Annotated in this window: 23 protein-coding genes and 1 tRNA gene; 17 read left to right on the plus strand and 7 right to left on the minus strand. The window is 68.7% G+C overall.

Annotation, left to right across the window (positions count from 1 at the left end; all coding sequences use genetic code 11):
• Both groL and ACFDTH_RS11440 read left to right on the plus strand, forming a co-directional pair.
• On the plus strand, window positions 1-1,490 hold a 1,490-nt coding region (groL, locus tag ACFDTH_RS11435; RefSeq protein WP_375287654.1), incomplete at its 5' end, for a chaperonin GroEL.
• Window positions 1,491-1,674: 184 nt separating this feature from the next.
• On the plus strand, window positions 1,675-2,244 hold the full coding sequence (locus ACFDTH_RS11440) for a Uma2 family endonuclease (RefSeq protein ID WP_375287655.1): 570 nt from the start codon (window positions 1,675-1,677) through the stop codon (window positions 2,242-2,244).
• On the opposite strand, the gene ACFDTH_RS11445 is transcribed toward ACFDTH_RS11440, so the two are convergent.
• Complete coding sequence (locus ACFDTH_RS11445; RefSeq protein WP_375287656.1) at window positions 2,245-3,294, minus strand: mannose-1-phosphate guanylyltransferase/mannose-6-phosphate isomerase; 1,050 nt, start codon at window positions 3,292-3,294, stop codon at window positions 2,245-2,247. It lies immediately after the preceding gene.
• 146 nt (window positions 3,295-3,440) lie between these two features.
• Between ACFDTH_RS11445 and ACFDTH_RS11450 the strand changes: the two genes are divergently transcribed.
• From ACFDTH_RS11450 to ACFDTH_RS11475, 6 genes are all read left to right on the plus strand, one after another.
• Window positions 3,441-4,826, plus strand: coding sequence for a TIGR03013 family XrtA/PEP-CTERM system glycosyltransferase (locus ACFDTH_RS11450; protein WP_375287657.1), 1,386 nt, complete (start codon window positions 3,441-3,443; stop codon window positions 4,824-4,826).
• A 1-nt stretch (window position 4,827) separates the two neighbouring features.
• Window positions 4,828-6,891, plus strand: coding sequence for an XrtA/PEP-CTERM system histidine kinase PrsK (gene prsK, locus ACFDTH_RS11455; protein ID WP_375287658.1), 2,064 nt, complete (start codon window positions 4,828-4,830; stop codon window positions 6,889-6,891).
• On the plus strand, window positions 6,888-8,225 hold the full coding sequence (gene prsR, locus ACFDTH_RS11460; RefSeq protein WP_375287659.1) for a PEP-CTERM-box response regulator transcription factor: 1,338 nt from the start codon (window positions 6,888-6,890) through the stop codon (window positions 8,223-8,225). The genes prsK and prsR overlap by 4 nt, the downstream gene beginning before the upstream one ends.
• Window positions 8,218-10,347 (plus strand): tetratricopeptide repeat protein, encoded by a 2,130-nt coding sequence (locus ACFDTH_RS11465; RefSeq protein WP_375287660.1) that lies wholly within the window; start codon window positions 8,218-8,220, stop codon window positions 10,345-10,347. The genes prsR and ACFDTH_RS11465 overlap by 8 nt, the downstream gene beginning before the upstream one ends.
• Window positions 10,348-10,371: 24 nt before the next feature.
• Window positions 10,372-11,178 (plus strand): ATP-binding protein, encoded by an 807-nt coding sequence (locus ACFDTH_RS11470; RefSeq protein WP_375287661.1) that lies wholly within the window; start codon window positions 10,372-10,374, stop codon window positions 11,176-11,178.
• A 123-nt stretch (window positions 11,179-11,301) separates the two neighbouring features.
• Window positions 11,302-12,492: a calcium-binding protein gene (locus tag ACFDTH_RS11475; protein WP_375287662.1), complete on the plus strand. Its 1,191-nt coding sequence runs from the start codon at window positions 11,302-11,304 to the stop codon at window positions 12,490-12,492.
• Window positions 12,493-12,659: 167 nt separating this feature from the next.
• Here the strand turns inward: ACFDTH_RS11475 and rpsI are convergent, their stop codons facing one another.
• The 3 genes from rpsI to ACFDTH_RS11490 all read right to left on the minus strand — a co-directional run bounded on the left by rpsI (window position 12,660) and on the right by ACFDTH_RS11490 (window position 14,847).
• Window positions 12,660-13,208, minus strand: a complete 549-nt coding sequence (gene rpsI, locus ACFDTH_RS11480) for a 30S ribosomal protein S9 (protein ID WP_375287663.1) — start codon at window positions 13,206-13,208, stop codon at window positions 12,660-12,662.
• On the minus strand, window positions 13,208-13,687 hold the full coding sequence (rplM, locus tag ACFDTH_RS11485; protein WP_375287675.1) for a 50S ribosomal protein L13: 480 nt from the start codon (window positions 13,685-13,687) through the stop codon (window positions 13,208-13,210). The genes rpsI and rplM overlap by 1 nt, the downstream gene beginning before the upstream one ends.
• A gap of 119 nt (window positions 13,688-13,806) precedes the next feature.
• Window positions 13,807-14,847 carry a COX15/CtaA family protein gene (locus ACFDTH_RS11490; protein ID WP_375287676.1) on the minus strand — a complete coding sequence of 347 codons (1,041 nt, stop codon included), beginning with the start codon at window positions 14,845-14,847 and terminating at the stop codon, window positions 13,807-13,809.
• 94 nt (window positions 14,848-14,941) lie between these two features.
• On the opposite strand from ACFDTH_RS11490, the gene ACFDTH_RS11495 reads away from it, so the two are divergent.
• On the plus strand, window positions 14,942-15,316 hold the full coding sequence (locus ACFDTH_RS11495) for a MerC domain-containing protein (RefSeq protein ID WP_375287664.1): 375 nt from the start codon (window positions 14,942-14,944) through the stop codon (window positions 15,314-15,316).
• Between the two features lie 148 nt (window positions 15,317-15,464).
• On the plus strand, window positions 15,465-15,944 hold the full coding sequence (locus ACFDTH_RS11500) for a Fur family transcriptional regulator (RefSeq protein ID WP_375287665.1): 480 nt from the start codon (window positions 15,465-15,467) through the stop codon (window positions 15,942-15,944).
• Between the two features lie 3 nt (window positions 15,945-15,947).
• On the opposite strand, the gene ACFDTH_RS11505 is transcribed toward ACFDTH_RS11500, so the two are convergent.
• Complete coding sequence (locus ACFDTH_RS11505; protein WP_375287666.1) at window positions 15,948-16,610, minus strand: RBBP9/YdeN family alpha/beta hydrolase; 663 nt, start codon at window positions 16,608-16,610, stop codon at window positions 15,948-15,950.
• 168 nt (window positions 16,611-16,778) lie between these two features.
• Between ACFDTH_RS11505 and ACFDTH_RS11510 the strand changes: the two genes are divergently transcribed.
• From ACFDTH_RS11510 to proC, 5 genes are all read left to right on the plus strand, one after another.
• Complete coding sequence (locus ACFDTH_RS11510) at window positions 16,779-17,519, plus strand: TlyA family RNA methyltransferase (RefSeq protein WP_375287667.1); 741 nt, start codon at window positions 16,779-16,781, stop codon at window positions 17,517-17,519.
• A gap of 382 nt (window positions 17,520-17,901) precedes the next feature.
• Window positions 17,902-18,423 (plus strand): TspO/MBR family protein, encoded by a 522-nt coding sequence (locus tag ACFDTH_RS11515; protein WP_375287668.1) that lies wholly within the window; start codon window positions 17,902-17,904, stop codon window positions 18,421-18,423.
• Between the two features lie 13 nt (window positions 18,424-18,436).
• The gene (locus ACFDTH_RS11520; RefSeq protein WP_375287669.1) at window positions 18,437-18,691 is read left to right on the plus strand and encodes an accessory factor UbiK family protein; all 255 of its coding nucleotides are present in this window, start codon (window positions 18,437-18,439) and stop codon (window positions 18,689-18,691) included.
• A 40-nt stretch (window positions 18,692-18,731) separates the two neighbouring features.
• Window positions 18,732-19,235, plus strand: a complete 504-nt coding sequence (locus ACFDTH_RS11525; protein ID WP_375287670.1) for a YbjN domain-containing protein — start codon at window positions 18,732-18,734, stop codon at window positions 19,233-19,235.
• A 7-nt stretch (window positions 19,236-19,242) separates the two neighbouring features.
• A complete protein-coding gene (gene proC, locus ACFDTH_RS11530) occupies window positions 19,243-20,034 on the plus strand; it encodes a pyrroline-5-carboxylate reductase (RefSeq protein WP_375287671.1) in 792 nt (263 codons plus the stop codon).
• A 16-nt stretch (window positions 20,035-20,050) separates the two neighbouring features.
• On the opposite strand, the gene ACFDTH_RS11535 is transcribed toward proC, so the two are convergent.
• On the minus strand, window positions 20,051-20,542 hold the full coding sequence (locus ACFDTH_RS11535) for a MarR family winged helix-turn-helix transcriptional regulator (RefSeq protein ID WP_375287672.1): 492 nt from the start codon (window positions 20,540-20,542) through the stop codon (window positions 20,051-20,053).
• Window positions 20,543-20,623: 81 nt separating this feature from the next.
• On the opposite strand from ACFDTH_RS11535, the gene ACFDTH_RS11540 reads away from it, so the two are divergent.
• Together ACFDTH_RS11540 and ACFDTH_RS11545 are read left to right on the plus strand one after the other, a co-directional pair.
• Window positions 20,624-21,703 carry a branched-chain amino acid aminotransferase gene (locus ACFDTH_RS11540; RefSeq protein WP_375287673.1) on the plus strand — a complete coding sequence of 360 codons (1,080 nt, stop codon included), beginning with the start codon at window positions 20,624-20,626 and terminating at the stop codon, window positions 21,701-21,703.
• Between the two features lie 61 nt (window positions 21,704-21,764).
• Window positions 21,765-21,839 (plus strand) — tRNA-Gln (locus tag ACFDTH_RS11545).
• Window positions 21,840-21,845: 6 nt separating this feature from the next.
• Here the strand turns inward: ACFDTH_RS11545 and ACFDTH_RS11550 are convergent.
• Complete coding sequence (locus ACFDTH_RS11550) at window positions 21,846-22,862, minus strand: LLM class flavin-dependent oxidoreductase (protein ID WP_375287674.1); 1,017 nt, start codon at window positions 22,860-22,862, stop codon at window positions 21,846-21,848.
• Between the last annotated feature and the right edge of the window lie 160 nt (window positions 22,863-23,022).

Below are 23,022 nucleotides of genomic sequence, written 5' to 3' on the forward strand. Positions count from 1 at the left end.
ACGGCGTCACCGTCGCCAAGGAGATCGAGCTCAAGGACAAGTTCGAGAACATGGGCGCGCAGATGGTGCGCGAAGTGGCCTCGAAGACCAACGACATCGCCGGTGACGGCACCACCACCGCGACCGTGCTCGCCCAGGCGATCGTGCGCGAGGGCATGAAGTCGGTCGCCGCCGGCATGAACCCGATGGACCTCAAGCGCGGCATCGACCAGGCCGTCCTGAAGGTCGTTGAGGACGTCAAGGCGCGCTCCAAGCCCGTCGCGGGCTCGCAGGAGATCGCCCAGGTCGGCATCATCTCCGCGAACGGCGACAAGGAAGTCGGCGAGAAGATCGCGGAAGCGATGGAGAAGGTCGGCAAGGAAGGCGTCATCACCGTCGAGGAGGCCAAGGGCCTCGAGTTCGAGCTGGACGTCGTCGAGGGCATGCAGTTCGACCGCGGCTACCTGTCGCCGTACTTCATCACCAACCCGGAAAAGATGCAGGTCGAGCTCAACGACCCGTACATCCTGATCCACGAGAAGAAGCTGTCGAACCTGCAGGCGATGCTCCCGATCCTGGAAGCAGTCGTGCAGTCGGGTCGCCCGCTGCTGATCATCGCCGAGGACATCGAGGGCGAGGCGCTGGCCACGCTCGTCGTCAACAAGCTGCGCGGCGGCCTGAAGGTCGCGGCCGTCAAGGCACCGGGCTTCGGCGATCGCCGCAAGGCGATGCTCGAGGACATCGCGATCCTCACCAAGGGCGAAGTCGTCTCCGAGGATCTCGGCATCAAGCTCGAGAGCGTCACGCTCGGCATGCTGGGCACCGCCAAGCGCGTGTCGATCGACAAGGACAACACCACCATCGTCGACGGCGCCGGTGAAGAGTCCGCGATCAAGGGCCGCGTCGAGGCGATCCGCCAGCAGATCGAGGTGACCACCTCCGACTATGACCGCGAGAAGCTCCAGGAGCGTCTGGCGAAGCTGGCCGGCGGTGTGGCCGTCATCAAGGTCGGCGGTGCGACCGAGGTCGAGGTGAAGGAGCGTAAGGACCGCGTCGACGACGCGCTGCACGCCACTCGCGCGGCCGTGGAAGAGGGCATCGTTCCGGGCGGCGGCACCGCGCTGCTCTATGCCACCAAGGCGCTCGAGGGCCTGAAGGGCGAGAACGACGACCAGACCCGCGGCGTGGACATCGTCCGCAAGTCGCTCACCGCGCTGGTCCGCCAGATCGCGATGAACGCCGGCCAGGACGGCGCGGTCGTCTCGGGCAAGCTGCTCGACCAGACCGATACGTCCTACGGCTTCAACGCCGCCACCGACACCTATGAGAACCTGGTGTCGGCGGGCGTGATCGACCCGACCAAGGTCGTCCGTACCGCGCTCCAGAACGCCGCGTCGGTGGCGGGTCTCCTCATCACCACCGAGGCGACCGTTGCCGAGCTGCCCGAGGACAAGGCTCCGGCCATGCCCGGCGGCGGCGGCATGGGCGGCATGGGCGGCATGGACTTCTGATTTCGGACGGGCGGAGCGAACGCTCCGCCCGACACGAAATCGGAACGGCCGGCGGGGCGGCGCAGCCGATCCCGTCCGACGTCATGGCGGCGGCTTCGCCGTCGCCGGTTGCCTGACGAAAGGGCCGGACGCCACCAGGCGCCCGGCCCTTCTCTTGTTGGAGACGGTGCGGTATTCTCCGGTCATGGCCAGCATCGCCCTCGATCCCGCCTATCGTCGTATCTCCGTCGAGGAGTTCCTCGACATGGACTTCGGCGACGCGAAGGCCGAGCTTGAAGATGGCCTGATCTACATGATGGCGGGTGGCGACGAAGCGCATGCCCGGATTGCGGCAAACCTGATCGCCAGCCTGATGCCGCGGCTGCGCGGTACCGGCTGTCGTCCCTACGGATCGGACTTCGCCGCGCAGACTGCCGATCGCTCGGTGCGTTTTCCGGACGTCAGCATCCACTGCAACAATCCGGGCTCGCCTGAAAACGCGCAGAAGAAGCTGCTTGGTGATCCACGTGCGCTATTCGAGGTATTGTCGCCTTCCACCTCACGTCACGATCAAAAAACTAAGCTCGATGAATATCGCGATTTGGCCGGAACGCAGGAAATCGTCTTCGTTGATCCAGAATCGGAGCGTGTTCGTCTTGTGCGACGGACCGGTAAGACGGGCTGGGCGGATGACTGGCTTCAGCCTGGCGAGGATCTCCACCTGCCGTCGCTCAGCCTAACCATTCCCCATTCCGAGATATTCGCTCGCGACTGATCACCCCTTCATCGCCTCCAGCAGCTGCTTCACCTCCTGGCTGCGGCCGCGCGGCAGGATCAGGATGTCGTCGCCGCTCGCCACCACGATCAGGTCCTTGACCCCCACCATCGCCACCCTCGCGCCATCGGTGCGGACCAGGCAGTTGCTGGTGTCCAACGCGATCACCTCGCCGCGGTGCGCGTTCCCCGCCTCGTCCAGCGCGCTGATCGTGTGCAGCGCATCCCAGCTGCCGACATCGTTCCAGCCCATGGTCACGGGCACCACGGCCACCCGATCGGCTTTCTCCATCACGGCATAGTCGATCGACTCCGACGGCGCCTCGCTGAATGCCCTGGCATCCGGGCGCAGCCGTGCCCCGTCGCGCTCGGCCGCGGCCATGGCGTGGCGGCAGGCGGCGAGCATCGCCGGATCATGGATCGCCAGCGCGTCCAGGAAGGCATCCGCGCGGAACAGGAAGATGCCGCCGTTCCAGGCATGGTCTCCCCCGGCGATCATCGCTTCGGCGGCATCACGCTTGGGCTTCTCGACGAAGCGCGCGACCCGGTGCACGCCCGCCGCGATCTCTTCGCCGATCTTGATGTAGCCGTATCCGGTCTCGGGCGCGTCTGGCGTGATCCCGAACGTCACCAGCCAACGTTCCTCCACCATCGGCAGCGCGGCCTGAATCGCGGCGTGGAAGGCGTCGACGTCCTCGATAACATGGTCGGACGGCATCACCAGGATCGGTGCCGCGGCGTCAGGCGCCGCCAGAGCGGCCAGCGCGATCGCCGGAGCGGTGTTGCGCGCGACCGGCTCCAGGATCAGCGTCGCATCCTCAATGCTGACGCCGCGCAGCTGCTCCTCGATCTCCTCTGTGTGGCGCGCGTTCGCCACGACGATCGGCTTGCCGAAGCGCTCACCCGCGGTGCGGCGGGCGGTGAGCTGGAGCATCGTCTCCTCGGCGGTCAAAGGTAGCAGCTGCTTGGGCCGCTCCGGGCGCGACATCGGCCACAGCCGCGTGCCCGATCCGCCGGACAGGATGACGGGGACGATGGTGACGGGCGACATCGGGACTTCTCCTTCGTCCCCGCGCCTTAGCAGGCCGCCGCCGCGCCGCAATGCCGGCATGTTGAGGGTTTGTTTGCCATTTTCTGCAACAGCCGGCGAGCGTCGGAAAAGCTTACAGTTTCAGACGCTGGGTGGAACGCGGCGCGATGGTAAGGCTGTTCAAGCACTATGTTCCCAATGCCGTGCTGGTGCTGGCGCTGCTGGACATCGGCGTGCTGGCGATCGCGGGCGAGCTCGGCTGGCTGATCCGCGCCTGGCAGATCGGCATGGAGGTGGAGCCGGTGCTCAGCCGCCTGCCGCAGATCCTGGTCTTTGCCGCTTCGCTGGAGATCGCGATGGTCGCGGTAGGCGGCTACGGCCCGGACTCGCTGCATTCCATGCGCTTCGCCGTGGCGCGGGTGCTTGTGGCGGTGTCCCTTGGCGTGATCGTCCAGTCAGTGATCTTCTTTCTGGTTCCGGGCCTCGCCTTCTGGCGTTCCAACCTGTTCGTCGCGATGGTGCTCTCGGTTTGCGGCCTGGTGCTGGTGCGGCTGCTGTTCGGGCGGCTGATCGGCAGCGAGCGGCTCAAGCGACGGGTGGTAATGCTGGGTGCGGGCAATCGCGCCGCGCGCATCGTCCGGCTCGCGGAGCGGCCGGGTGCCAGCTATGTCGTCGCCGGCCTGATCGCGATGGGCGAAGCCGAACCGATCCAAGACGCGGTGCCGCGCCAGGCGATCCCCAATCTCGCGCAGCATGTGGTGGATCTCAACGCCACCGAGGTGGTGATGGCGTTGGAGGAGCGCCGCAACGCCCTGCCGCTTAAAGACCTGCTACGCGTCAAGACCACCGGCGTCCACGTCACCGAGATCTCCACCTTCCTGGAGCGCGAGACCGGTCGCATTGATCTCCAGAGCGTCAATCCGTCGTGGCTGATCTTCTCGGACGGCTTCTCCTCTGGACGAATGATCTCCAGCGCGGTGAAGCGGATGTTCGACGTGACGGCCAGTCTGGCGTTGCTGCTCTTCGCCGCGCCAGTGATCGCGCTGTTCGCGGTGCTGGTGAAGGTGGAGAGCGCCGGTCCTGCCTTCTATCGCCAGCGTCGCGTCGGCCTCTACAACGAGCCCTTCGAGATTCTGAAGCTGCGCTCGATGCGTCAGGATGCCGAGGTCGCGGGCAAGGCAGTGTGGGCCGAGAAGGACGATCCGCGCATCACCCGGATCGGTCGCTTCATCCGCAAGGTGCGCATCGATGAACTCCCGCAATGCTGGAGCGTGCTGAAGGGCGAGATGAGCTTCGTCGGGCCCCGACCCGAGCGGCCGCAGTTCGTCGAGGACCTGGAGCGCGAGCTGCCCTTCTATGCCGAGCGGCATATGGTGAAGCCGGGCATCACCGGCTGGGCGCAGATCAACTACCCCTATGGAGCCTCGATCGAGGATGCCCGCCACAAGCTGGAATACGACCTTTACTACGCCAAGAACTACTCGCCGTTCCTGGACCTGCTGATCCTGCTCCAGACGCTGCGCGTCGTGCTCTGGCCCGACGGCGCGCGCTGACGTGCAGGACCTGATCCTCTGGATCCACGCGCTCGCCGCGCTGCTCTTCGCCGTCCTCGCCGCTGCGCAGGCCCGGCCGGGCGCATCGGCGCTGCCGGGCGGGCGGCTCGCAGTGGCGCTGACGCTGACTGCGCTCTGGTCGCTTGCGGTGGCCGGGATCGGCTTCGGCGACGTCGTGACGCGCCTTACCGAAACCCTGCGACAGCTCGGCTGGCTGGGCCTGATGATTGCGCTCGCCTGGACCGGCGGGACGCGCCCGGATCGGCCGATCGTCGCGCTGTACGTGGTGGTGTCCGCCGTTCTCGTGCTGACGCTGTCCCTGACGGTCGCGGCGGGGACCTGGGAGCAGGTCAGCGTCGAGGCGAAGGCGGCGATCGACAGCGCCCGGCTCGTGCTGCGCATCATCGCCGCGATGGGTGCGCTGGTCCTGTTGCGCGACCTGTTCCAGGGGCCGGCGCTGCGCGGCCGCACCGCGGCGCGACTGGCCGCGTTGGCCGCGGCCAGTCTCTGGATTACCGACCTATCGGTCTATGCCGGCGCCTGGATCGCGGGGACGTGGCCGCCGGCAGTGATCGCCGCGCGCGGCGTCGCCCTGCTCGCGCTGGCGCCGATGCTGGCGCTGGCCAGCCAGCGAAGGGCGATGCAGCTCCAGTTGTCGCGCACGGTGGCGCTGCAGTCGCTGTCGGTGGTCGGTCTGGGGCTCTACGCCGCGCTGACCGGCATCGCGATGGGTGTGATTGGCGACTTCGGCGGCGCGAACGCGCGCATGGTGCAGACCGCTTTGGTGTTCGGTTCGGCCGCCGCATTGCTCACCATCGCCTCCACGCCTTGGCTGCGCGCTTGGGCGAAGGTGCTGGTGGCAAAGCACCTGTTCTCACATCGCTACGATTATCGCGCCGAGTGGCTGCGCTTCACGGAAACGCTTGGCGCACCGGGAGGGGAGGAGCAGCTGGACCAGCGCGTCGTGAAGGCGGTGGCGGATATCACCGATTCGACTGCTGGTCTGCTGCTGGTGCCCGATGGCGAAGCGCTCCTGCTCGCCGCCCGCTGGAACTGGACGGGCGCCGAGGAGGTGGCCGGCGCCCCCCTGTTCCGGCATCTCGCCGCCACCCACCGCATCATAGAGCTGGATGCGGTCCGCGGTGGGCGCGACCCGGCTGATGCCGGCCATGTGCCCGGATGGATCCTCGATCACGCCGACGCCTGGGCGATCGTGCCGCTGGTCCATGACGCCCGCCTGACCGGTGCAATCGTGCTCGCCCGTCCGGCGGTGGACCGCGGGCTCGATTGGGAGGATTTTGACCTGCTCGGCGTCGCAGGGCGCCAGGCCGCGAGCTACCTTGCCGAGGATCGCGCTCGATCGGCACTCGCCGAGGCCGCGCGTTTCGACGAGTTCAACCGCCGGTTCGCCTTCATACTTCACGACATCAAGAATCTGGTCAGCCAGGTGACGTTGGTCGCCCGCAATGCGGAGCGGCACGCCGACAATCCCGATTTCCGCGCCGACATGGTCGCAACGCTGCGCGAGACGTCCGACCGGATGACCATGCTGCTGTCCCGCCTGGGCCAGCGGGGGCCGCGGCCGCACGAGGCGAGCCAGGCGGTCGCAGTGGCGCCGCTGCTGACCCGGATCGCCGACCGGCGCCGGAGTCAGCACCCGGTGCACGTCGAAGCCGAGGCGGTGACCGTGCGGGCGGCACCCGGGGCGCTGGAGACGCTGGTCGATCATCTGGTCCAGAATGCGGTCGAGGCGAGTGTGCCGGATGCGCCGGTCGTGCTTTCCGCGCATCGCGAAGGCGCGCGCGTGGCGGTGGAGGTGCGCGATCGGGGCAGCGGCATGAGCGCCGCGTTCGTGCGGGATCGCCTGTTCAAGCCGTTCGACTCGATGAAACCGGGCGGTTTCGGCATCGGCGCGTTCGAGGCCCGGCAGCTGGCCGAGGCGATGGGCGGGGAAGTGACCGTGATGAGCCGGGAAGGGCAGGGAACATGCTTCACCGTCCTGCTGCCGATCGCGGCAGGCGAGGGGCTGGATATGAGCGAACTGAGCGTCGGGAGGGCGGCGTGACGCAGACGCTGCTGATCGTGGAGGATGACCTCGGGTTGCAGCGGCAGCTCCGCTGGGCATACGAAGGCTATGAGGTGGTGGTGGCGCATGACCGCGCCTCGGCGATCGACATGATGCGCCTGCACGAACCGGCGGTGGTGACGCTCGACCTCGGTCTGCCGCCCGATCCGGACGGCACCACCGAGGGGTTTGCCACGCTTGCCGACATCCTGGCGCTCAAGCCCGATACCAAGGTGATCGTCGCCTCCGGCCATGGCGCCCGCGAGAGCGCGTTGCGGGCGATCGCCGAGGGCGCCTGGGACTTCTACTCGAAGCCGATCGATATTGACGCGCTCGGCCTGATCGTCAGCCGCGCCTTCCACGTCCATGCGCTCGAAGCCGAGAACCGGCGGCTTGCCGAGCGGGTCGCAGGGCCTGGCCTTGGCGGCCTGATCACCGCCGCGCCCGAGATGATGAAGGTGATGCGCACGGTGGAGCGCGTCGCCCCCGCCAACGTGTCGGTTATGCTGCTGGGGGCGAGCGGCAGCGGCAAGGAATTGCTGGCGCGCGGCCTGCATGAGACGTCGGGGCGTCGCGGCGCGTTTGTGGCGATCAACTGCGGTGCTATTCCGGAGACCCTGCTCGAAAGCGAGCTGTTCGGGCATGAGAAGGGCGCCTTCACCGGCGCGATCAAGACCACCGAGGGCAAGATCGAGCTCGCGCATGGCGGCACCCTGTTCCTGGACGAGATTGGCGACGTGCCGCTGTCGCTCCAGGTCAAGCTGCTGCGCTTTCTTCAGGAGCGTGTGATCGAGCGGATCGGCGGGCGACGCGCCATACCCGTCGACACCCGCATCATTTGTGCTACCCACCGCGACATCGACGCCATGGTGGCAGACGGCAACTTCCGCGAGGATCTCTACTACCGCCTCGCGGAGATCGTGGTGCGCATCCCGTCGCTCGCCGAGCGGCCCGGTGACGCGGTGCTGCTGGCGCGGCATTTCATCCAACATCACGCCAAGGCGATGCGCCGGTCGGTCGCCGGGCTGACCGCCGATGCGGTCACCGCGCTAGACGGCTGGTCGTGGCCCGGCAACGTACGGGAGCTGGAGAACCGCGTGAAGCGCGCGGTGATAATGGCGGACGGATCGCGGATTACCGCGCTGGATCTCGATCTCGCCGAGCCGAGCGCTGAGCCGATCAACCTGCGCGCCGCGCGTGAAGCGACCGACCGGCAGGTCATCCGCCATGCGCTGGCGCGTGCCGATGGCAACATCTCCAACACCGCGCGCCTGCTCGGCGTCAGCCGTCCGACCCTGTACGACCTGCTCAAGACCTACGACCTGAATGCTTGACATGCCGGCGCGCTACCCGCTGCTGCGAGGGCGCCGGCGTATCCAGCGGCGGAGCCGGTCGCTGGAACACTTTTTCCGCGACCGGATGACGCTCGGCACACTCCGGCGGCTGGCGGTTCTTACAGCGCTGCTGCTCGGGCTCGCCGTGATCATGATCGTCGCGCACCGCGCCACTGCGCCGGACCCGGTCGAGGCGCTCGCTGCGGGTGCGTCGGCGCTGGAGCGGGGCGACTATTCCACCGCCCGGAACCGGGCACAGGAGGCGGCGAGCGGCCGGCCTGACTGGGCCGCCGCGCAGGCGATGCTCGCCCGCGCCGCCGTCGCGCTTGGCGACGGGCCCGCGGCGGTGGGTGCGGCCGAACGGGCACTGACGCTCGGCTATCCGCCGGCCAGGGTGCGCCACCTTCTTGCCCGCGCGTACTGGCTTGCCGGCGATGCGGACGCCGCCCTCCGCGCCGTGCGGCGCAGTTCACCCCGGTTCCGCGCCTATGCTGCGCGCGTGGAGGCGCGCATCGCGGCGGACGAGGGAGACGCGGGCAGGGCGGAGGGCCTGCTGGTGGGGGTGCTGGCGCGCTATCCGCGTTCGGCGGAAACATGGACCGATCTTGGCCGCATTCGCTTCGGGGCCGGCGATCTCGCCGGAGCGTGGGATGCGGCGGCGCGGGCCGTCGCGCTCGATCGCACTGATCCCGAGGTGCTGACCCTTGCCGGCGAGCTGGTGCGCTCTCGCTACGGCCTCACCGCGTCGCTGCCGTGGTTCCGCGCCGCGCTGCAACGCGACGCAGCTTTTCCTGCCGCACTGATCGAGGAGGCCGCGACGCTGGGCGAGATGGGCCGCCATGTCGAGATGCTCGCCGCGACGCGCGCGGCGCTTGCTGCGCGGCCAGGCAGCCCGCAGGCCTTCTACCTGCTGGCGGTGATGGCCGCCCGGTCCGGCCAGTATGATCTTGCCCGTGCCATGCTGGCGCGCAGCGACGGGGGCGTCGATGGCATGCCCGGGGCGCTGCTGCTCGCGGGTGCGCTCGACTATGCGCAGGATCGGCCGCAGCAGGCGATCGGGTCTTGGAGTGAGCTGGTAGCGCGCCAGCCGATGAACGTCGTCGCGCGGCGGCTGCTCGGGTCGGCGCAGTGGCGGGCAGGCGATGCCAAGGCGGCGCTTGCGACCCTGCGCCCGATCGCGCTGCGCGCCGATGCGGACAGCTATACGCTGCGGATCGTCGCGCGCGCCTTCGAGGCAACGGGCGAACGCGGCTGGGCGGCGCGCCTTTTCGATCGGGCGAGCGCCACCAGCCCGGGGGGCTCAGCGCCCTTCGGCAATGACGATGCCCTGCCGGTCCTGGAACTCGCCATGCTCCAGTCGCCCGGCGATCCGGCCAAGGTGGTCGAATATGTCCGTGGGCTGGTCGAGGCGGGACGGATGGAGGACGCGCTGGCGCAGGCGCTCGCTCTCGCCCGCGCAGCCCCGGGCGCCCCCGCAGCGCAGCTGCTCGTCGGCGACGTGCTGACCGCCGGTGGCAGGCCGGTACAGGCGCTGACCGCTTATCGCGGCGCGGCAAGCCTCAGCTTCACCGCGCCCACCTTGCTGCGGCTGATCGAGGCGGCCGCGGCGGCGCGGCAGCCGCAGGTCGCCGCGCGGGCGCTGGAACTCTATTTCACGCAGAACCCCGCAAGCCCCCTCGCGGATCGGCTCGCCGCCAACGTGCAGGGCGATGCCGGCGACTGGGCGTCCGCGCTGGAAACGCTTGACCGGTTGCGCCTGTCGATCGGCGCGCGCGATGCAATGCTGCTCGCGGCACTGGCGCGTGCGGAGGTGGCGGGCGGCGATCCGGCGCGCGCGTTGCGTTTTGCCCGCGCCGCCTATGCGCTTGCGCCGATGAACGCGGCGGTGGCGGACTCCTATGGTTGGGCGCTCTACCAGGCCGGCGACGTGCCCTTGGCGCTCCAGCTCGCCCGCAAGGCCGTCGCGCTTGCGCCGGACGACCCCGTCGCGCGCTGGCACCAGGGGCAGTTGCTCGCCGAGGCGGGTAAGCCGATCGCCGCGCGCGCCGCGATCATGCGGGCGCTCGCCGATCCGCGGTTCGGCGACCGCAAGGCGGCGCTGGCGCTGTTGCGGGCGATGTAGCGCGGGCGCTAATGCGCTGCGCTCATGGACCCTCTTGACCGGATCGCCGCCGCCCTAGAGCGCCTCTCTCCACCCCCGCCGGCAGTGCCTGACCTTCTGGCGCACCCCGCTTATGTCTGGCGCGGCGATCATCTCGCGCCCGCGCGCGCCTTCGCCCCGCTCCCGCTCAATCTGCTGCAGAACGTCGACGCGCAGAAGGCGGCGCTGCTTGCCAACCTGCAGCGGCTGGCGCGCGGGCATGCGGCGCAGGATGTCTTGTTGTGGGGTGCGCGCGGCACGGGCAAGTCGGCGCTGGTCAAGGCCGCGGTCGGCGCGGTGCAGGCACAGGGCGGCGCGCTGGGGCTGATCGAGGTCGCGGCGGAGCGGATCGACACCCTGCCCGCGCTGTTCACCATGATTGCGCCCGCGCCACGGGCCTTTGTGATCTTCCTCGATGATCTCGGCTTCGATGCCGCAGCCGATGCGCGCGCACTCCGGTCGCTACTCGAAGGCGGCGCGGAAGCACGTCCTCTCAACGCCCGTCTCACCGTCACCTCCAACCGTCGCCACCTGCTGCCGCGCGACATTGCGGCGCAGGCGAGCGCGATCAATCCGCGCGACGCGGTGGATGACGAACTCGCACTCGCGGACCGCTTCGGCCTCAGCCTCGGGTTCCACGTGCTGGATCAGGACGCGTATCTGGCGATCGTACGCGGCTATGCGGCGCACCATGATCTGGCATTCGATCCCGCTGAGGCGATCCAATGGGCCACCCGGCGGGGAAGCCGGTCCGGTCGGGTCGCCTGGCAATATGTCGTGGATCTCGCCGGCCGCGCTGCAAAGCCAGTCTAAGAGAAACCGTCGCGACTGGGCGACTCGCCCGTTTCGCGAAACGGATCGTTTCCCGGGCTATCCTGGCCAGTGAACCTCTCGTTTACATCTCCGTAAAGCTGCAAACGCCCGATTACCACCACAGTGGACACGGTGGTGCGCGAATTCAGTGACTTGCCGGAAACGCTAAAGCTTTGTTCACCAGATTCGCCCAGTGCGCCGCAATCGGCACAGCCGACTCTTCCGGGTGGAGCATGGAGTTTCCGCGGTCGGCCCCGTGATGCTTCCAGCATGAGGAAGCGGGGGACTGCCGACGGGCATTCCGATTGCTTCGACACCTTAGGAAGGATCGAAGACATGGCAATTTTGACCGGAACCTTGGAAGAGGATGAGATCGGCGGCACGCTGCAAAGCGATCTGATCCTGGCCCTGGCTGGCAACGACGTGGTGGTCGGCGGCGGCGGAGCGGACTCGATCGATGGCGGAACGGGCAACGATACGCTGTACGCCGGCGCGCTGAGCAACATCGATGACGGGGCGACCGACGCGGTTAACGGAGGCGCCGGCGACGACATCATCTACGGAACCGCGGGCGACATGCTGAACGGCGGCACCGGGCGCGACACCGTTCACCTGAACCTGTCAAGCGCGGATGAGGGCGTCAACGCGGACTTCCGGACAATGACGCTGGGTGTGGACATCGGCCTGGGCGGGCTGATCCAGCTCGATCTGCCGCTGCTCACCGGCACGCTGGGCGGCTTCGAGATCGTCGCGTCGGTGAAGGGTACCGCCTTCGCCGATGAGTTCATCATCGCCAACGTCGGTCGCGCAGGCGCGAACGTCGATGCCGGCGGTGGTGACGATTCGATCAAGACGAGTGGCGGTAACGACGTGCTCGATGGCGGCAACGGCGCCGACCGGCTGAACTCGGGCGGTGGTCGGGACCATCTGGATGGTGGCGCCGGCAACGATACCCTGATGGGCGGCGCCGGAATCGACGTGCTGACCGGCGGCGCAAGTGCTGATCGCTTCATCTTTGATGAAGACCACACCGGCGCAACCCGTGCCCGCGCAGACCGGATCACCGACTTCTCACAGAGCCAGGGCGATCGCATCGTGCTCGGCAACCTCGACGCGATCGTCTCCAGCGATGCGGATGACGCCTTCACCTTTATCGGCGAGGCGCGCTTCTCGGGCGAGGCCGGCGAGTTGCGTTTCAGCCATATCGACGGCAACACCTTCGTGTCCGGCGACACCAACGGCGATCGCGTGTCCGACTTCGTGATTCGGCTCGACGGGCTGGTCGATCTCACCGCTGCGGACTTCAGGCTTTAAGTCGGACCCCTCTCCCGGTCACCTGACGGGGTGGCACCTGACGGTGCCGCCCCACCTTTTTGCATCGGCCACATGCGAAAAGGGCGCCTCCTTGCGGAAACGCCCCTTCTGGTTTCGCTGCCCGGCTGGATGCGAGCCATGGAGCAGCGTCGCTGCCCCAAGCCGCATCAGCGCTTGGAGAACTGGAAGCTGCGACGCGCCTTGGCGCGGCCGTACTTCTTACGCTCCACCGCGCGGCTGTCGCGGGTGAGGAAGCCGGCCGCCTTGACGGGCGAGCGCAGCGCCGGCTCAAACTTGGTGAGCGCCTGGCTGATGCCGTGCTTCACCGCGCCGGCCTGGCCCGAGAGGCCGCCGCCCTTGACGGTGCAGATCACGTCATACTGGCCCTCACGCTCGGTGATGCCGAACACCTGGTTGATGACGAGACGCAGCGTCGGACGCGCGAAATAGACCTCCTGGTCGCGGCCGTTGACCGTGATCTTGCCCGAGCCGGGCTTGAGCCACACGCGGGCGACCGCATCCTTGCGGCGGCCGGTGGCATAGGCACGGCCGTACTTGTCGAGCTCCTGCGCACGCAGCGGAGCGCGCTGCACCGGCTCCTCGATCTGGCCGGCCAGATAGGCCTCGGCCCGGTCATCGGAAGCGGTCTCGACCGCGTCGCGCTGCTGCTGGAGCGCGGCGCCGAGGTCGGCGAGCGACTGGCGGTTGTCGGACATTACTGGCCCACCTTGTTCTTGCGGCTCATCGCCGCGATGTCGAGGACTTCGGGGTTCTGCGCGGCGTGCGGATGCTCGCTGCCCTTGAAGATGCGCAGGTTGCGCATCTGCTGGCGGCCGAGCGGGCCGCGCGGGATCATGCGCTCCACGGCCTTCTCCAGGACGCGCTCCGGGAAGCGGCCTTCGAGAACCTTGGCAGCGGTTATGCCCTTGATGCCGCCGGCATAGCCGGTGTGCTTGTAATAGACCTTCTGACCGGTCTTGTTGCCGGTGAAGCGCACCTTGTCCGCGTTGATCACGATGACATTGTCACCGCAGTCGACATGCGGGGTGAAGCTGGTCTTGTGCTTGCCGCGCAGCACGTTGGCGATCACCACCGCGGCGCGGCCGACCACCAGGTCGGTGGCGTCGACGATGTGCCACTTCTTCTCCACCTCGTGCGGCTTGGCCGACTTGGTGGTCTTCATCAGCGCCTTCATGGCAGCCCTCATCTATGCAAAAGCAAATGCGCCGGCCCTTGCGGACCAGCGCGTGACCGCCAGATGCCGTCAGAGGTGCGTCAAGTCAAGCAAATCAGCGGTTTTCACGACGGGTAAAATCATACCCGACGGTTGCAGGCGTGCGCCGCGCCCACCGCCGCGATCACCAGCAGTGCCGCATTGGCCTGGTGCGCCACCGCCACGCCGATCGCGACGCCGGTGAGCAGGGTGGAGATGCCTAGCGCGATCTGTAGCAGCACCAGCACGACCAGCATCTCGCTCCAGCCGCGGCCGGCGACGCGGCGCGCGCGCCACGCCAGCGCGATCAGCGCCGCCGCGGCGACAAGGGCGAGCCAGCGGTGGACGAACTGCACGGCGATCGGATTGTCGACGAGATTGCGCGCCCAGCTCCAGCCCGCCTGCCAGCCGCCCTCCGGGAACAGCCGTTCGCCCATCAGCGGCCAGCTGGAAAAGGCATAGCCCGCGTCCAGCCCGGCGGTGAACGCGCCCCAGATCATCTGGACGAACAGCAACGCCAACGCCGCCCAGCCCAGCGGCGGCATGCCGGCTGGCCGCGCGCGCGTGTTCTGCGCCAGCGCCTCCAGATCGAGCGCGGTCCAGACGACGCCGCCCAGAATCACCAGCGCGGTGACCAGATGCACCGCGAGCCGCAGATGGCTGACGTCCGTGCGCACCGAGAGGCCGCTGGTCACCATCCACCAGCCGATCGCGCCTTGGAGCCCGCCGAGCGCGAGCAGCGCCACCAGCCGCCAGCCATAGCCGCGCGGCACCTGCCGCCGCAGCGCGAACCAGAGCAGCGGCAGCGCAAAGGCCATGCCGATCACCCGGCCGAGCAGGCGGTGCAGATACTCCCAGAAGAAGATCGCCTTGAATCCGGCGAGCGTCATGCCCGCGTTGATCTCCCGATATTCGGGGATCCGGCGATAGGCGGCGAACTCCGCCTCCCATTGCGCGGCGTTGAGGGGCGGGACGATGCCGCTGATCGGCTTCCAGCGGGTGATCGACAGCCCCGATTCGGTGAGGCGGGTGATGCCGCCTACCACCACCATGGCGACGATCAACGCGGCGACGAACCACAGCCACCGCGCGAGCAGTCGTGGCCGCGCGCCCGAGACATAGGCGGAACTGACCTGGAGCATCCCCGGGCGATACGCCTTCGGGAACAAAGCGCCAAGCAAATCGCTCACATGATATATTGTAACGTGTGCGGTGCCGCGCTATGTGGAGCCGATCTTGCCGAATTCATCTCGCCTTTCACGCGGCCCCGCGCTCGACCGCCTCGCTATCCTGCTCTCGGGCCTGTGCGTGGTCCATTGCCTCGCCACCGCGACCTTGCTGGCGGTGGTGTCCGCGGCGGGCGGGCTGCTGACCGAATCGTGGATCCACGAGGCAGGGCTGGCACTCGCGATCGCGCTGGGCGCAGTGGCGCTTGGGCGTGGCCTGTTCCATCACGGCCGCCTGCTGCCGCTTGGCATCGGCGCGGCAGGCTTGGCGATGATGGCCGGCGGCTTGATGGTGCCGCACGGTTGGGCCGAGACGGTGTGGACCGTGCTGGGCGTCTCCGTGCTGGCGGTGGGGCATTATCTGAACCGGCGTTTCGCGGGGTAGGCGCGTTCCAGATAGAATCTAGCTACCGATAGCCTCGACGTGTTGGCGCGATCGCCTAGGATAGAGGCGTTCCTCCCCCTCGGGGGAAGGATTAAGGCCATTGCCGTGCGAGTTGCAGGGCGCCCGCGCACCGCTTACCTTCCTCACCATGGCACACGCCCACCAGCATCACGAACCCCATGGTCAGGATCTCGTCGAGGCTGCGCGCGCGTCGCTCGGCCGGGCGGGAGAGCAATGGACCGCAATGCGCGAGAGCGTGTATCGCGCGCTCGCCGCCGCGGAGCGGCCGGCTTCCGCTTATGACATCGCCGAGACGGTCAGCCGCGCCGAGAACCGGCGGGTCGCTGCGAACAGCGTATACCGCATCCTCGACGTGTTCGTGGCCGCCAATCTCGCCAGCCGGGTGGAGAGCGCCAACGCTTATGTCGCCAATGCTCACCCGGACTGCCGACACGATTGCATCTTCCTGGTCTGCGACGCCTGCGGGCAGATCACGCACCTGGACGACGACACGATCACCCGCGGCGTGCGCGAGGCGGCGAGCGCTTCGGGGTTCCAGCCCGTCCGCCCGGTGATCGAGGTGCGGGGCCGGTGCGGTGCCTGTGTCCAGGGCGCCGCCGCGGCCTGATCCTTAGCCCAGATAGTGGCGCTGCGCCGCCTCGGTGGTGCTGACCGCCAGGATGGCGCGGGCGTCACGCGGCGTGGCCGGCTCGCCGCCGCGCGCACCCGCAGCGAGGATCACCCGGTCGAGCAGTTCCTGCCCTTCCGGCCACCAGCCGATGCCGCTCGCCGCGTTGAGATGGCCTTGCGCGCCGAGATCGACGAAATGGCTGCCCCAGTCCACGGCGAGGCTGTGCGCCTGATCGAGCGTGCACCAGGGATCGTCGCTGGAGGCGACCACGATGGAGGGAAAGGGCAGGGTGAGCCGCGGCGCCGGAGCGAAGGCGCACAATTCCGGCTTGGCGTCTTTCGCGTCGACGTCGGCCGGCGCGACCAGCAGCGCGCCGGCAACCGGCCAGCCATAGGGTTGAGGCGACAACGCCGCCCACCAGGCCACGGCGAGGCAGCCCAGCGAATGCGCGGCGAGAATCACCGGCGCCTGCGCGGTGGCGACTGCGCGGTCGAGCTTCGTGACCCAGGCATTGCGATGCGGCGTGGACCACATACCCAGTTCCACCCGCGCGGTATCAGGGCGCGCCTGTTCCCACAGGGTCTGCCAGTGCGCCGGGCCCGAGCCGCCGAGGCCGGGGACGGTGAGAATCGAGGCGCTGGGCTGTTCACTGAACCGTGTCATGGCCACTCTCCTGAGGGCGGGACGAGGCCGTGGCGATCGCTCTAGGGGGTACGCCGTCCACAGCCTCGCCCCGCTCTCCAACTAATTCCTACTTACTCGATGGACAATGGCTTGGCGACCGGCGGTTCGCGGGTTGCGACGGATCGATGCGGACGCGATACGGCGGGCATGGCCAAGGTGCGGATCGATCAGCTTCTCGTCGAGCGCGGGCTCGCCGAATCGCGGACGCGCGCGCAGGCGCTGGTGATGGCGGGGCTGGTGTTCGCGGGCGAGCGCAAGGTCGCCAAGCCCGGCGAACAGATCGCCGGCGACGCCGCGGTCGAGGTGCGCGGGCGCGACCATCCCTGGGTGTCGCGCGGCGGCATCAAGCTGGCCCACGGGCTGGATCATTTCGGCTGGGACGTGACCGGCGCGGTGGCGATCGACGTGGGGTCGTCGACGGGCGGCTTCACCGACGTGCTGCTCACGCGCGGCGCCGCGCGCGTCTATGCGGTGGACAGCGGCACCAACCAGCTCGCCTGGAAGCTGCGCCAGGACCCGCGCGTGATCGTCCGCGAACAGACCAGCGCGCGCGTGCTGACCGGCGCGCACGTGCCCGAGCCGGTGGACCTGGTGGTATGCGATGCGAGCTTCATCGCGCTGGCGAAGGTGCTGGAGGTGCCGCTCGGCTTCGCGCGCGAGGGCGCGCGGCTGATGGCACTGGTCAAGCCGCAGTTCGAGGCCGGGCGCGAGGAAGTGGGCAAGGGCGGCGTGGTGCGTGACCCCGCGGTGCACGCGCGGGTGTGCCAGGAGGTGACGGACTGGGTCGAAGGCCGCGGCTGGCGGGTGGCGGGCGTGGAGACCAGCCCGATCACGGGGCCGGAGGGCAATGTGGAGTTCCTGCTGGCGGCGGAGCAACGTCTTCCTTGATCCTCGCCGCCCCGTGGGGAGACACGCGCAGCTTGACGGAGGAGGAGGGCGCAGCGTCCCGAGGCATCGCTGTCCTACAACACGTGCCCCATGATACATCCTTGTGCACATGCCGCCGCTCTCTTCCCCACCGATGCGACGCACGGTCCCGCCCGGGCCAGAAGCGTGGCGCACACCTGTCGCACACCTGTCGCGTCGGTGTCGCGTCGCCGGCGCCTCCCGCCGCGTCGCGCGCGAAATGGCGTCTGCGCCTCAACTGTCTCAATTCGTCTCACCCGAAGGGGGGCCATTTACCGGAGCCCCGCGACGCGCCATGAGGCGCGCTCCCAAATCGGCCAGGAGTTCGTGGGTGGGTGAGATCGCGTCCCGGGGGCAGCTTCGGATGTCGTTCCTGCGCTGGGCGCTGGTGACGGTGCCCGGCGTGGTGCTGCTCGGCTTCCTGTCCGGGCGCAGCGTGCCGGTGGGGACGGAGAGCCCGTGGTATCTGGCGCTCGCCAAGCCGGCGGTGACGCCGCCGCCGATCGCCTTTCCGATCGCCTGGACCACGCTGTATGTGCTGATGGGGCTGGCGCTGGCGGTGGTGCTCAATGCCCGCGGGGCGCGGGGGCGTGGCGTGGCGCTGGCGCTGTTCGGGGCGCAGTTCGTGCTCAATCTCGCCTGGACGCCGGTGTTCTTCGGGCTGCACAAGGTGGGGCTGGCAACGCTGGTGATCGCGGCGATGCTGGCGCTGGCGATCGCCGCCACGGTGGCGTTCGCGCGGGTGCGCGCGCTGGCGGCGTGGCTGATGGTGCCGTACCTTGTCTGGATCAGCTTCGCAGGCGTGCTGACCTGGCGGATCGGCCAGCTCAACCCGGAGGCCGAAACCCTTGTGCCGCGCACCGGCACGTCCCAAGTGATCGGCTAGCAAAGGAAAAACCATGCAGACCGAGAACCGCCTCTTCAACGATCTGGCCAAGGTGATGAACGGCGCCATGGGCACGCTGGCCGGCATGGGCCGCGAGGCCGAGGCGGGCGCCCGGGCGCGAGCGCGCGACTGGATCGGCGGGCTCGACTTCGTCAGCCGCGACGAATTCGAGGCGACCAAGGCGATGGCTGTCGCCGCACGCGACGAGGCGGACGCGCTGCGCGCGCGCGTCGAGGCGCTGGAGGCGAAGCTGGCGGAGCGGGCGTGATCGCTTTGCGCCGCCGGGGTTCCGTGCGATAGCGGCCGATATGCTCGACGAAGCCGATTACACGTCGGAGGCCGCGGCCCCGATCGACATGCTCGAAAGCTTCTACGCCGCGCACGGCTGGACCTATGAGCGGTCGGAGGACGAGATCGTCGCCACCGCCAAGGGCAGCTGGACCGAATATGAGCTGCGCGCCTTGTGGCGCGATGAGGATTCGGTGGTGCAGTTGCTCGCCTTTCCGGACATCAAGGTGCCCGAGGATCGGCGCACGGCGGTCTACGAGGCGATCGGGCTGGTTAACGAGCAGCTGTGGATCGGCCATTTCGAGCTCTGGTCCTCCAGCGGCATCCTGCTCTACCGCCACGCCGCGATGATTGACGGCGAAGACGAGGCGACCTTGTCGCTGTCGGGCGCCGAGCTGTTGGTCGATTCGGCGATCGACGAATGCGAGCGCTTCTACCCGGTGTTCCAGTTCGTGCTGTGGGGCGGCAAGACACCCAAAGAGGCACTCGCCGCAGCGCTGATCGAGACGCAGGGCGAGGCCTGATCCCGCGATGATCGAGGGCAGGCTGCTGCTGGTCGGCGCCGGCAACATGGGCGGCGCGATGCTTGGTCGCTGGCTGGCGAGCGGCCTCGAGCCCGCACAGGTGACGGTGGTGAGCCCGAGTGGGCGAGCGCTGCCGAACGGTGTGCGCGGCGTGGCGGCGATCCCCGCCGGCGAGGCGTTCGACATTGTCATGCTGGGGATGAAGCCCCAGCAGCTCGGCCAGGTCGCGCCCGCGCTGGCGTCGCTCGCTCCGCAGCTGCTTCTTTCGATCCTCGCCGGGGTGGAGATCGCCACGCTTGCGCCCCTGACCGGGGCTGCGGCGGTGGTACGCGCGATGCCCAACCTGCCCGTCGCGCTCGGCGCCGGCGTCACCGCGCTGCACGGTGCCGCCGACGACCCAGACGCGCGCGTGCTTGCCGAGACGCTCGCCCGGCCGCTCGGCACGGTGGAATGGATCGCCGACGAGCCGCTGTTCGATGCGGTCACTGCACTCTCCGGCTGCGGCCCTGCCTTCCTGTTCCGCTTCGTCGATGCGTTGGCGGAAGCGGGCGCAGCGCTGGGCCTGCCCGCCGATCAGGCGATGCGGCTGGCACTGGCGACGGTGGAGGGCAGCGCGCGCATGGCGATGGGCACCGCGGATGCACCCGCAACGCTGGCGGATCGCGTCGCCAGCCCGGGCGGCTCCACGCGCGCCGGGCTCAACGTGCTTGATGAAGGCGACGCGCTGAAGCGGCTGCTTGCCGATACGCTGCGGGCCTCGCGCCAGCGCAATGCGGAACTGGCGGCCGCCGCGCGCTGATTGGTCGCGCGGCTGTTCAGCCCCGCCGCAGTGCCTCGACGCGCGGGAATTCGTTTTCCGGGATCAGCCCTTCCAGCACTGCCCAGAACCCGCCCACCGCCTCTTGCCCGGCCTTCTGGTACGCGGCCGAGAGCTTCGCACGCAGTGCGTCGTACAGGTCTGCTTCTAGGGCTTTGCCGCTGGGCGTCAGCCGCAGCAGCCGCTGGCGCCGGTCCCGATCGCCGGGGCGCGATTCGACGAAGCCGCGCTCGGTCAGCTCGTTCAACACCCGGCCCAGCGACTGTTTGGTGATGGCGAGCAGCGCCAGCAGGTCGCTGACCGTCATGTCCGGGCGTCGCGCGATGAAATAGAGCGCACGGTGATGCGCGCGGCCGAGGCCCATCTGGCCCAGCCCGCGATCGATCGATCGGGTGACGTGGCTGTTGCCGAAATACAGAAGTTCGAGGCCGCGGCGGATCTCGGGCTCGCGCAGGAACAGCGGAGAAGCGGACTGAGGTTGGGCAGTCATGTTGACCGGCCTTGCCATCGCCCCTTTTCCACCGCAACCCGTGCCGCGACCCGCCGATCCGGCAACAAGGAGTAAGCAGCCGTGGACTTTCCCATCGTTCCGCACCCCGCGCCGGTTCCCGCCAGCGAGCGGAACGCCCGCATCGTAGACCCCGGTTTCGGGCGCGTGTTCACCGATCACATGGCGGTGGTGCGCTGGTCCGAGGCGGAAGGCTGGCACGGCGCCGAGATCAGCGCGCGCAAGCCGCTGACCGTCGATCCGGCAACCGCAGTGCTCCACTACGCGCAGGAGATCTTCGAAGGTCTTAAGGCCTATCGCCTCGACGATGGTGGCCTGGCGCTGTTCCGCCCCGAGGCGAATGCACGCCGTTTCCAGGCCTCCGCCCGGCGGATGGCGATGCCCGAGCTGCCCGAGGACGTGTTCCTTGGTTCGATCGAGGCGCTGGTAAAGGCCGAGAAGGACTGGATCCCGACGATCGACGGCGGCTCTCTGTACCTGCGCCCGTTCCTGATCGCGAGCGAGGTGTTCCTGGGCGTCAAGCCGGCGTCCGAGTACTTGTACATGGTGCTGGCGTCGTCGGCGGGCTCGTACTGGAAGGGCGGGGCGCGGCCGGTCTCCTTGTGGGTGAGCCACGACTATTCGCGTGCCGCGATCGGCGGGACCGGCGATGCCAAGTGCGGCGGCAATTACGCCGCTAGTCTGGTCGCGCAGCAGGAGGCGATCCGCCGCGGCCACGACCAGGTGGTGTTCCTCGACGCGGCCGAGCGCCGCTGGGTGGAGGAGCTCGGCGGGATGAACATCTTCTTCGTGTTCGACGACGGCAGCATCGTCACGCCGCCGCTGACCGGCACCATCCTGCCCGGCATCACCCGCGATTCGATCCTGCAACTCGCGCGCGACGCCGGGCTGACGGTGCGCGAGGAGCTGTATTCGATCGACCAGTGGCGCGCCGATGCCGAGAGCGGTCGGCTGGTGGAAAGCTTCGCCTGCGGCACCGCCGCGGTGGTGACACCGATCGGCAAGGTGGCGGGACCGGACTATGCCTTCACCGTCGGCAGCGGCGCGACCGGCCAGACCACGCAGCGCATGCTCGACACGCTCAGCGCCATCCAGCGCGGCCGCGCTCTCGATGCGCACGGTTGGCTGCGCCGGATCGCCTGATCTGACGGGCAGGGCTTCCCATGCCGGAAGGCGCGGCTATAAGGCCCGCCTTCCGGCACATTGGGGCGTCGCCAAGCGGTAAGGCACCGGTTTTTGGTACCGGCATTCGCAGGTTCGAATCCTGCCGCCCCAGCCATTCCCGTCAGCGCCAGCCGAGCGCGGGCGCGACGTGGGTCAGCATGCTCTCCAGCACATGCGCGTTATACTCGACGCCAAGCTGGTTGGGCACGGTGAGCAGCAAAGTATCCGCCTCCGCGATCGCCTCGTCAGCGCGGAGCTGCTCGATCAGCCGGTCTGGCTCGGCGGCGTAGGAGCGGCCGAACACCGCGCGCATGTTGTCGATCACGCCCACCTGATCGCTGCTGTCGCCCCGCCCGAAATACGCACGGTCGGTATCGTTGGTCAGCGCGAAGATCGAGCGCGACACCGAGACGCGCGGGCTGCGGGAATGGCCCGCCTCCGCCCAGGCCTGACGATAGGCGCGGATCTGCCTGGCCTGCTGGACGTGGAACGGCTCGCCGGTCTCGTCCGCCTTGAGCGTCGAGCTCTGCAGGTTCATGCCCTGCTGCGCCGCCCGCACCGCGGTCGCGTCGGAAGCGGAGCCCCACCAGATCCGCTCGCGCAGTCCCGCCGAATGCGGTTCCAGCCGGAGAAGGCCGGGCGGGTTGGGGAACATCGGCCGCGGATTGGGACGGGCGAAGCCCTCGCCCTTGAGCAGCTCCAAGAACACCTCGGCGTGGCGGCGGCCCATGTCGGCGTCGCTCTCACCCTCCGCGGGTGCGAAGCCGAAGTGGCGCCAGCCATCGATCACCTGCTCGGGCGAGCCGCGGCTAATGCCGAGCTGGAGCCGGCCGCCGGCGATCAGGTCCGCCGCGCCCGCATCCTCCGCCATGTAGAAGGGGTTCTCGTAGCGCATGTCGATCACGCCGGTGCCGATCTCGATGCGGCTGGTCCTCGCCCCCACCGCGGCGAGCAGGGGGAAAGGCGAGGCGAGCTGGCGCGCGAAATGGTGGACGCGGAAATAGGCGCCGTCGAGCCCGAGCTGCTCGGCCGCCACCGCAAGGTCGATCGACTGGAGGAGCACGTCCTGCGCGGAGCGGGTCTGCGAGCCGGCGGTGTCAGACCAATGGCCGAAGGAGAGGAAGCCGATGGATTTCATGTCGGATGTCCCGAGGATTGGTGTCCGCCTTGATATAGGCGCGCCACCGACCGCCGCGCCGGCGCTGCCGGAAACCGTGCGTTTCACCCGAACCGATTGGCGCACCCGACACAAAGCAGGCGGGCACCTAATGATTGAAAATCTCTGATCGGCGGAGCAG

Origin of the sequence: Sphingomonas sp., from assembly GCF_042096255.1 — a bacterium.
Lineage (GTDB): Bacteria > Pseudomonadota > Alphaproteobacteria > Sphingomonadales > Sphingomonadaceae > Sphingomonas.

Excerpts from the sequence above, each read along its gene's own strand:
- ACFDTH_RS11440 (WP_375287655.1), top strand. The coding sequence starts at position 1,675 with ATGGCCAGCATCGCCCTCGATCCCGCCTATCGTCGTATCTCCGTCGAG.
- ACFDTH_RS11445 (WP_375287656.1), bottom strand. The coding sequence starts at position 3,294 with ATGTCGCCCGTCACCATCGTCCCCGTCATCCTGTCCGGCGGATCGGGC.
- ACFDTH_RS11450 (WP_375287657.1), top strand. The coding sequence starts at position 3,441 with ATGGTAAGGCTGTTCAAGCACTATGTTCCCAATGCCGTGCTGGTGCTG.
- ACFDTH_RS11465 (WP_375287660.1), top strand. The coding sequence starts at position 8,218 with ATGCTTGACATGCCGGCGCGCTACCCGCTGCTGCGAGGGCGCCGGCGT.
- ACFDTH_RS11470 (WP_375287661.1), top strand. The coding sequence starts at position 10,372 with ATGGACCCTCTTGACCGGATCGCCGCCGCCCTAGAGCGCCTCTCTCCA.
- rpsI (WP_375287663.1), bottom strand. The coding sequence starts at position 13,208 with ATGTCCGACAACCGCCAGTCGCTCGCCGACCTCGGCGCCGCGCTCCAG.
- rplM (WP_375287675.1), bottom strand. The coding sequence starts at position 13,687 with ATGAAGGCGCTGATGAAGACCACCAAGTCGGCCAAGCCGCACGAGGTG.
- ACFDTH_RS11490 (WP_375287676.1), bottom strand. The coding sequence starts at position 14,847 with ATGCTCCAGGTCAGTTCCGCCTATGTCTCGGGCGCGCGGCCACGACTG.
- ACFDTH_RS11500 (WP_375287665.1), top strand. The coding sequence starts at position 15,465 with ATGGCACACGCCCACCAGCATCACGAACCCCATGGTCAGGATCTCGTC.
- ACFDTH_RS11505 (WP_375287666.1), bottom strand. The coding sequence starts at position 16,610 with ATGACACGGTTCAGTGAACAGCCCAGCGCCTCGATTCTCACCGTCCCC.
- ACFDTH_RS11510 (WP_375287667.1), top strand. The coding sequence starts at position 16,779 with ATGGCCAAGGTGCGGATCGATCAGCTTCTCGTCGAGCGCGGGCTCGCC.
- ACFDTH_RS11515 (WP_375287668.1), top strand. The coding sequence starts at position 17,902 with ATGTCGTTCCTGCGCTGGGCGCTGGTGACGGTGCCCGGCGTGGTGCTG.
- ACFDTH_RS11520 (WP_375287669.1), top strand. The coding sequence starts at position 18,437 with ATGCAGACCGAGAACCGCCTCTTCAACGATCTGGCCAAGGTGATGAAC.
- ACFDTH_RS11525 (WP_375287670.1), top strand. The coding sequence starts at position 18,732 with ATGCTCGACGAAGCCGATTACACGTCGGAGGCCGCGGCCCCGATCGAC.
- proC (WP_375287671.1), top strand. The coding sequence starts at position 19,243 with ATGATCGAGGGCAGGCTGCTGCTGGTCGGCGCCGGCAACATGGGCGGC.
- ACFDTH_RS11535 (WP_375287672.1), bottom strand. The coding sequence starts at position 20,542 with ATGACTGCCCAACCTCAGTCCGCTTCTCCGCTGTTCCTGCGCGAGCCC.
- ACFDTH_RS11550 (WP_375287674.1), bottom strand. The coding sequence starts at position 22,862 with ATGAAATCCATCGGCTTCCTCTCCTTCGGCCATTGGTCTGACACCGCC.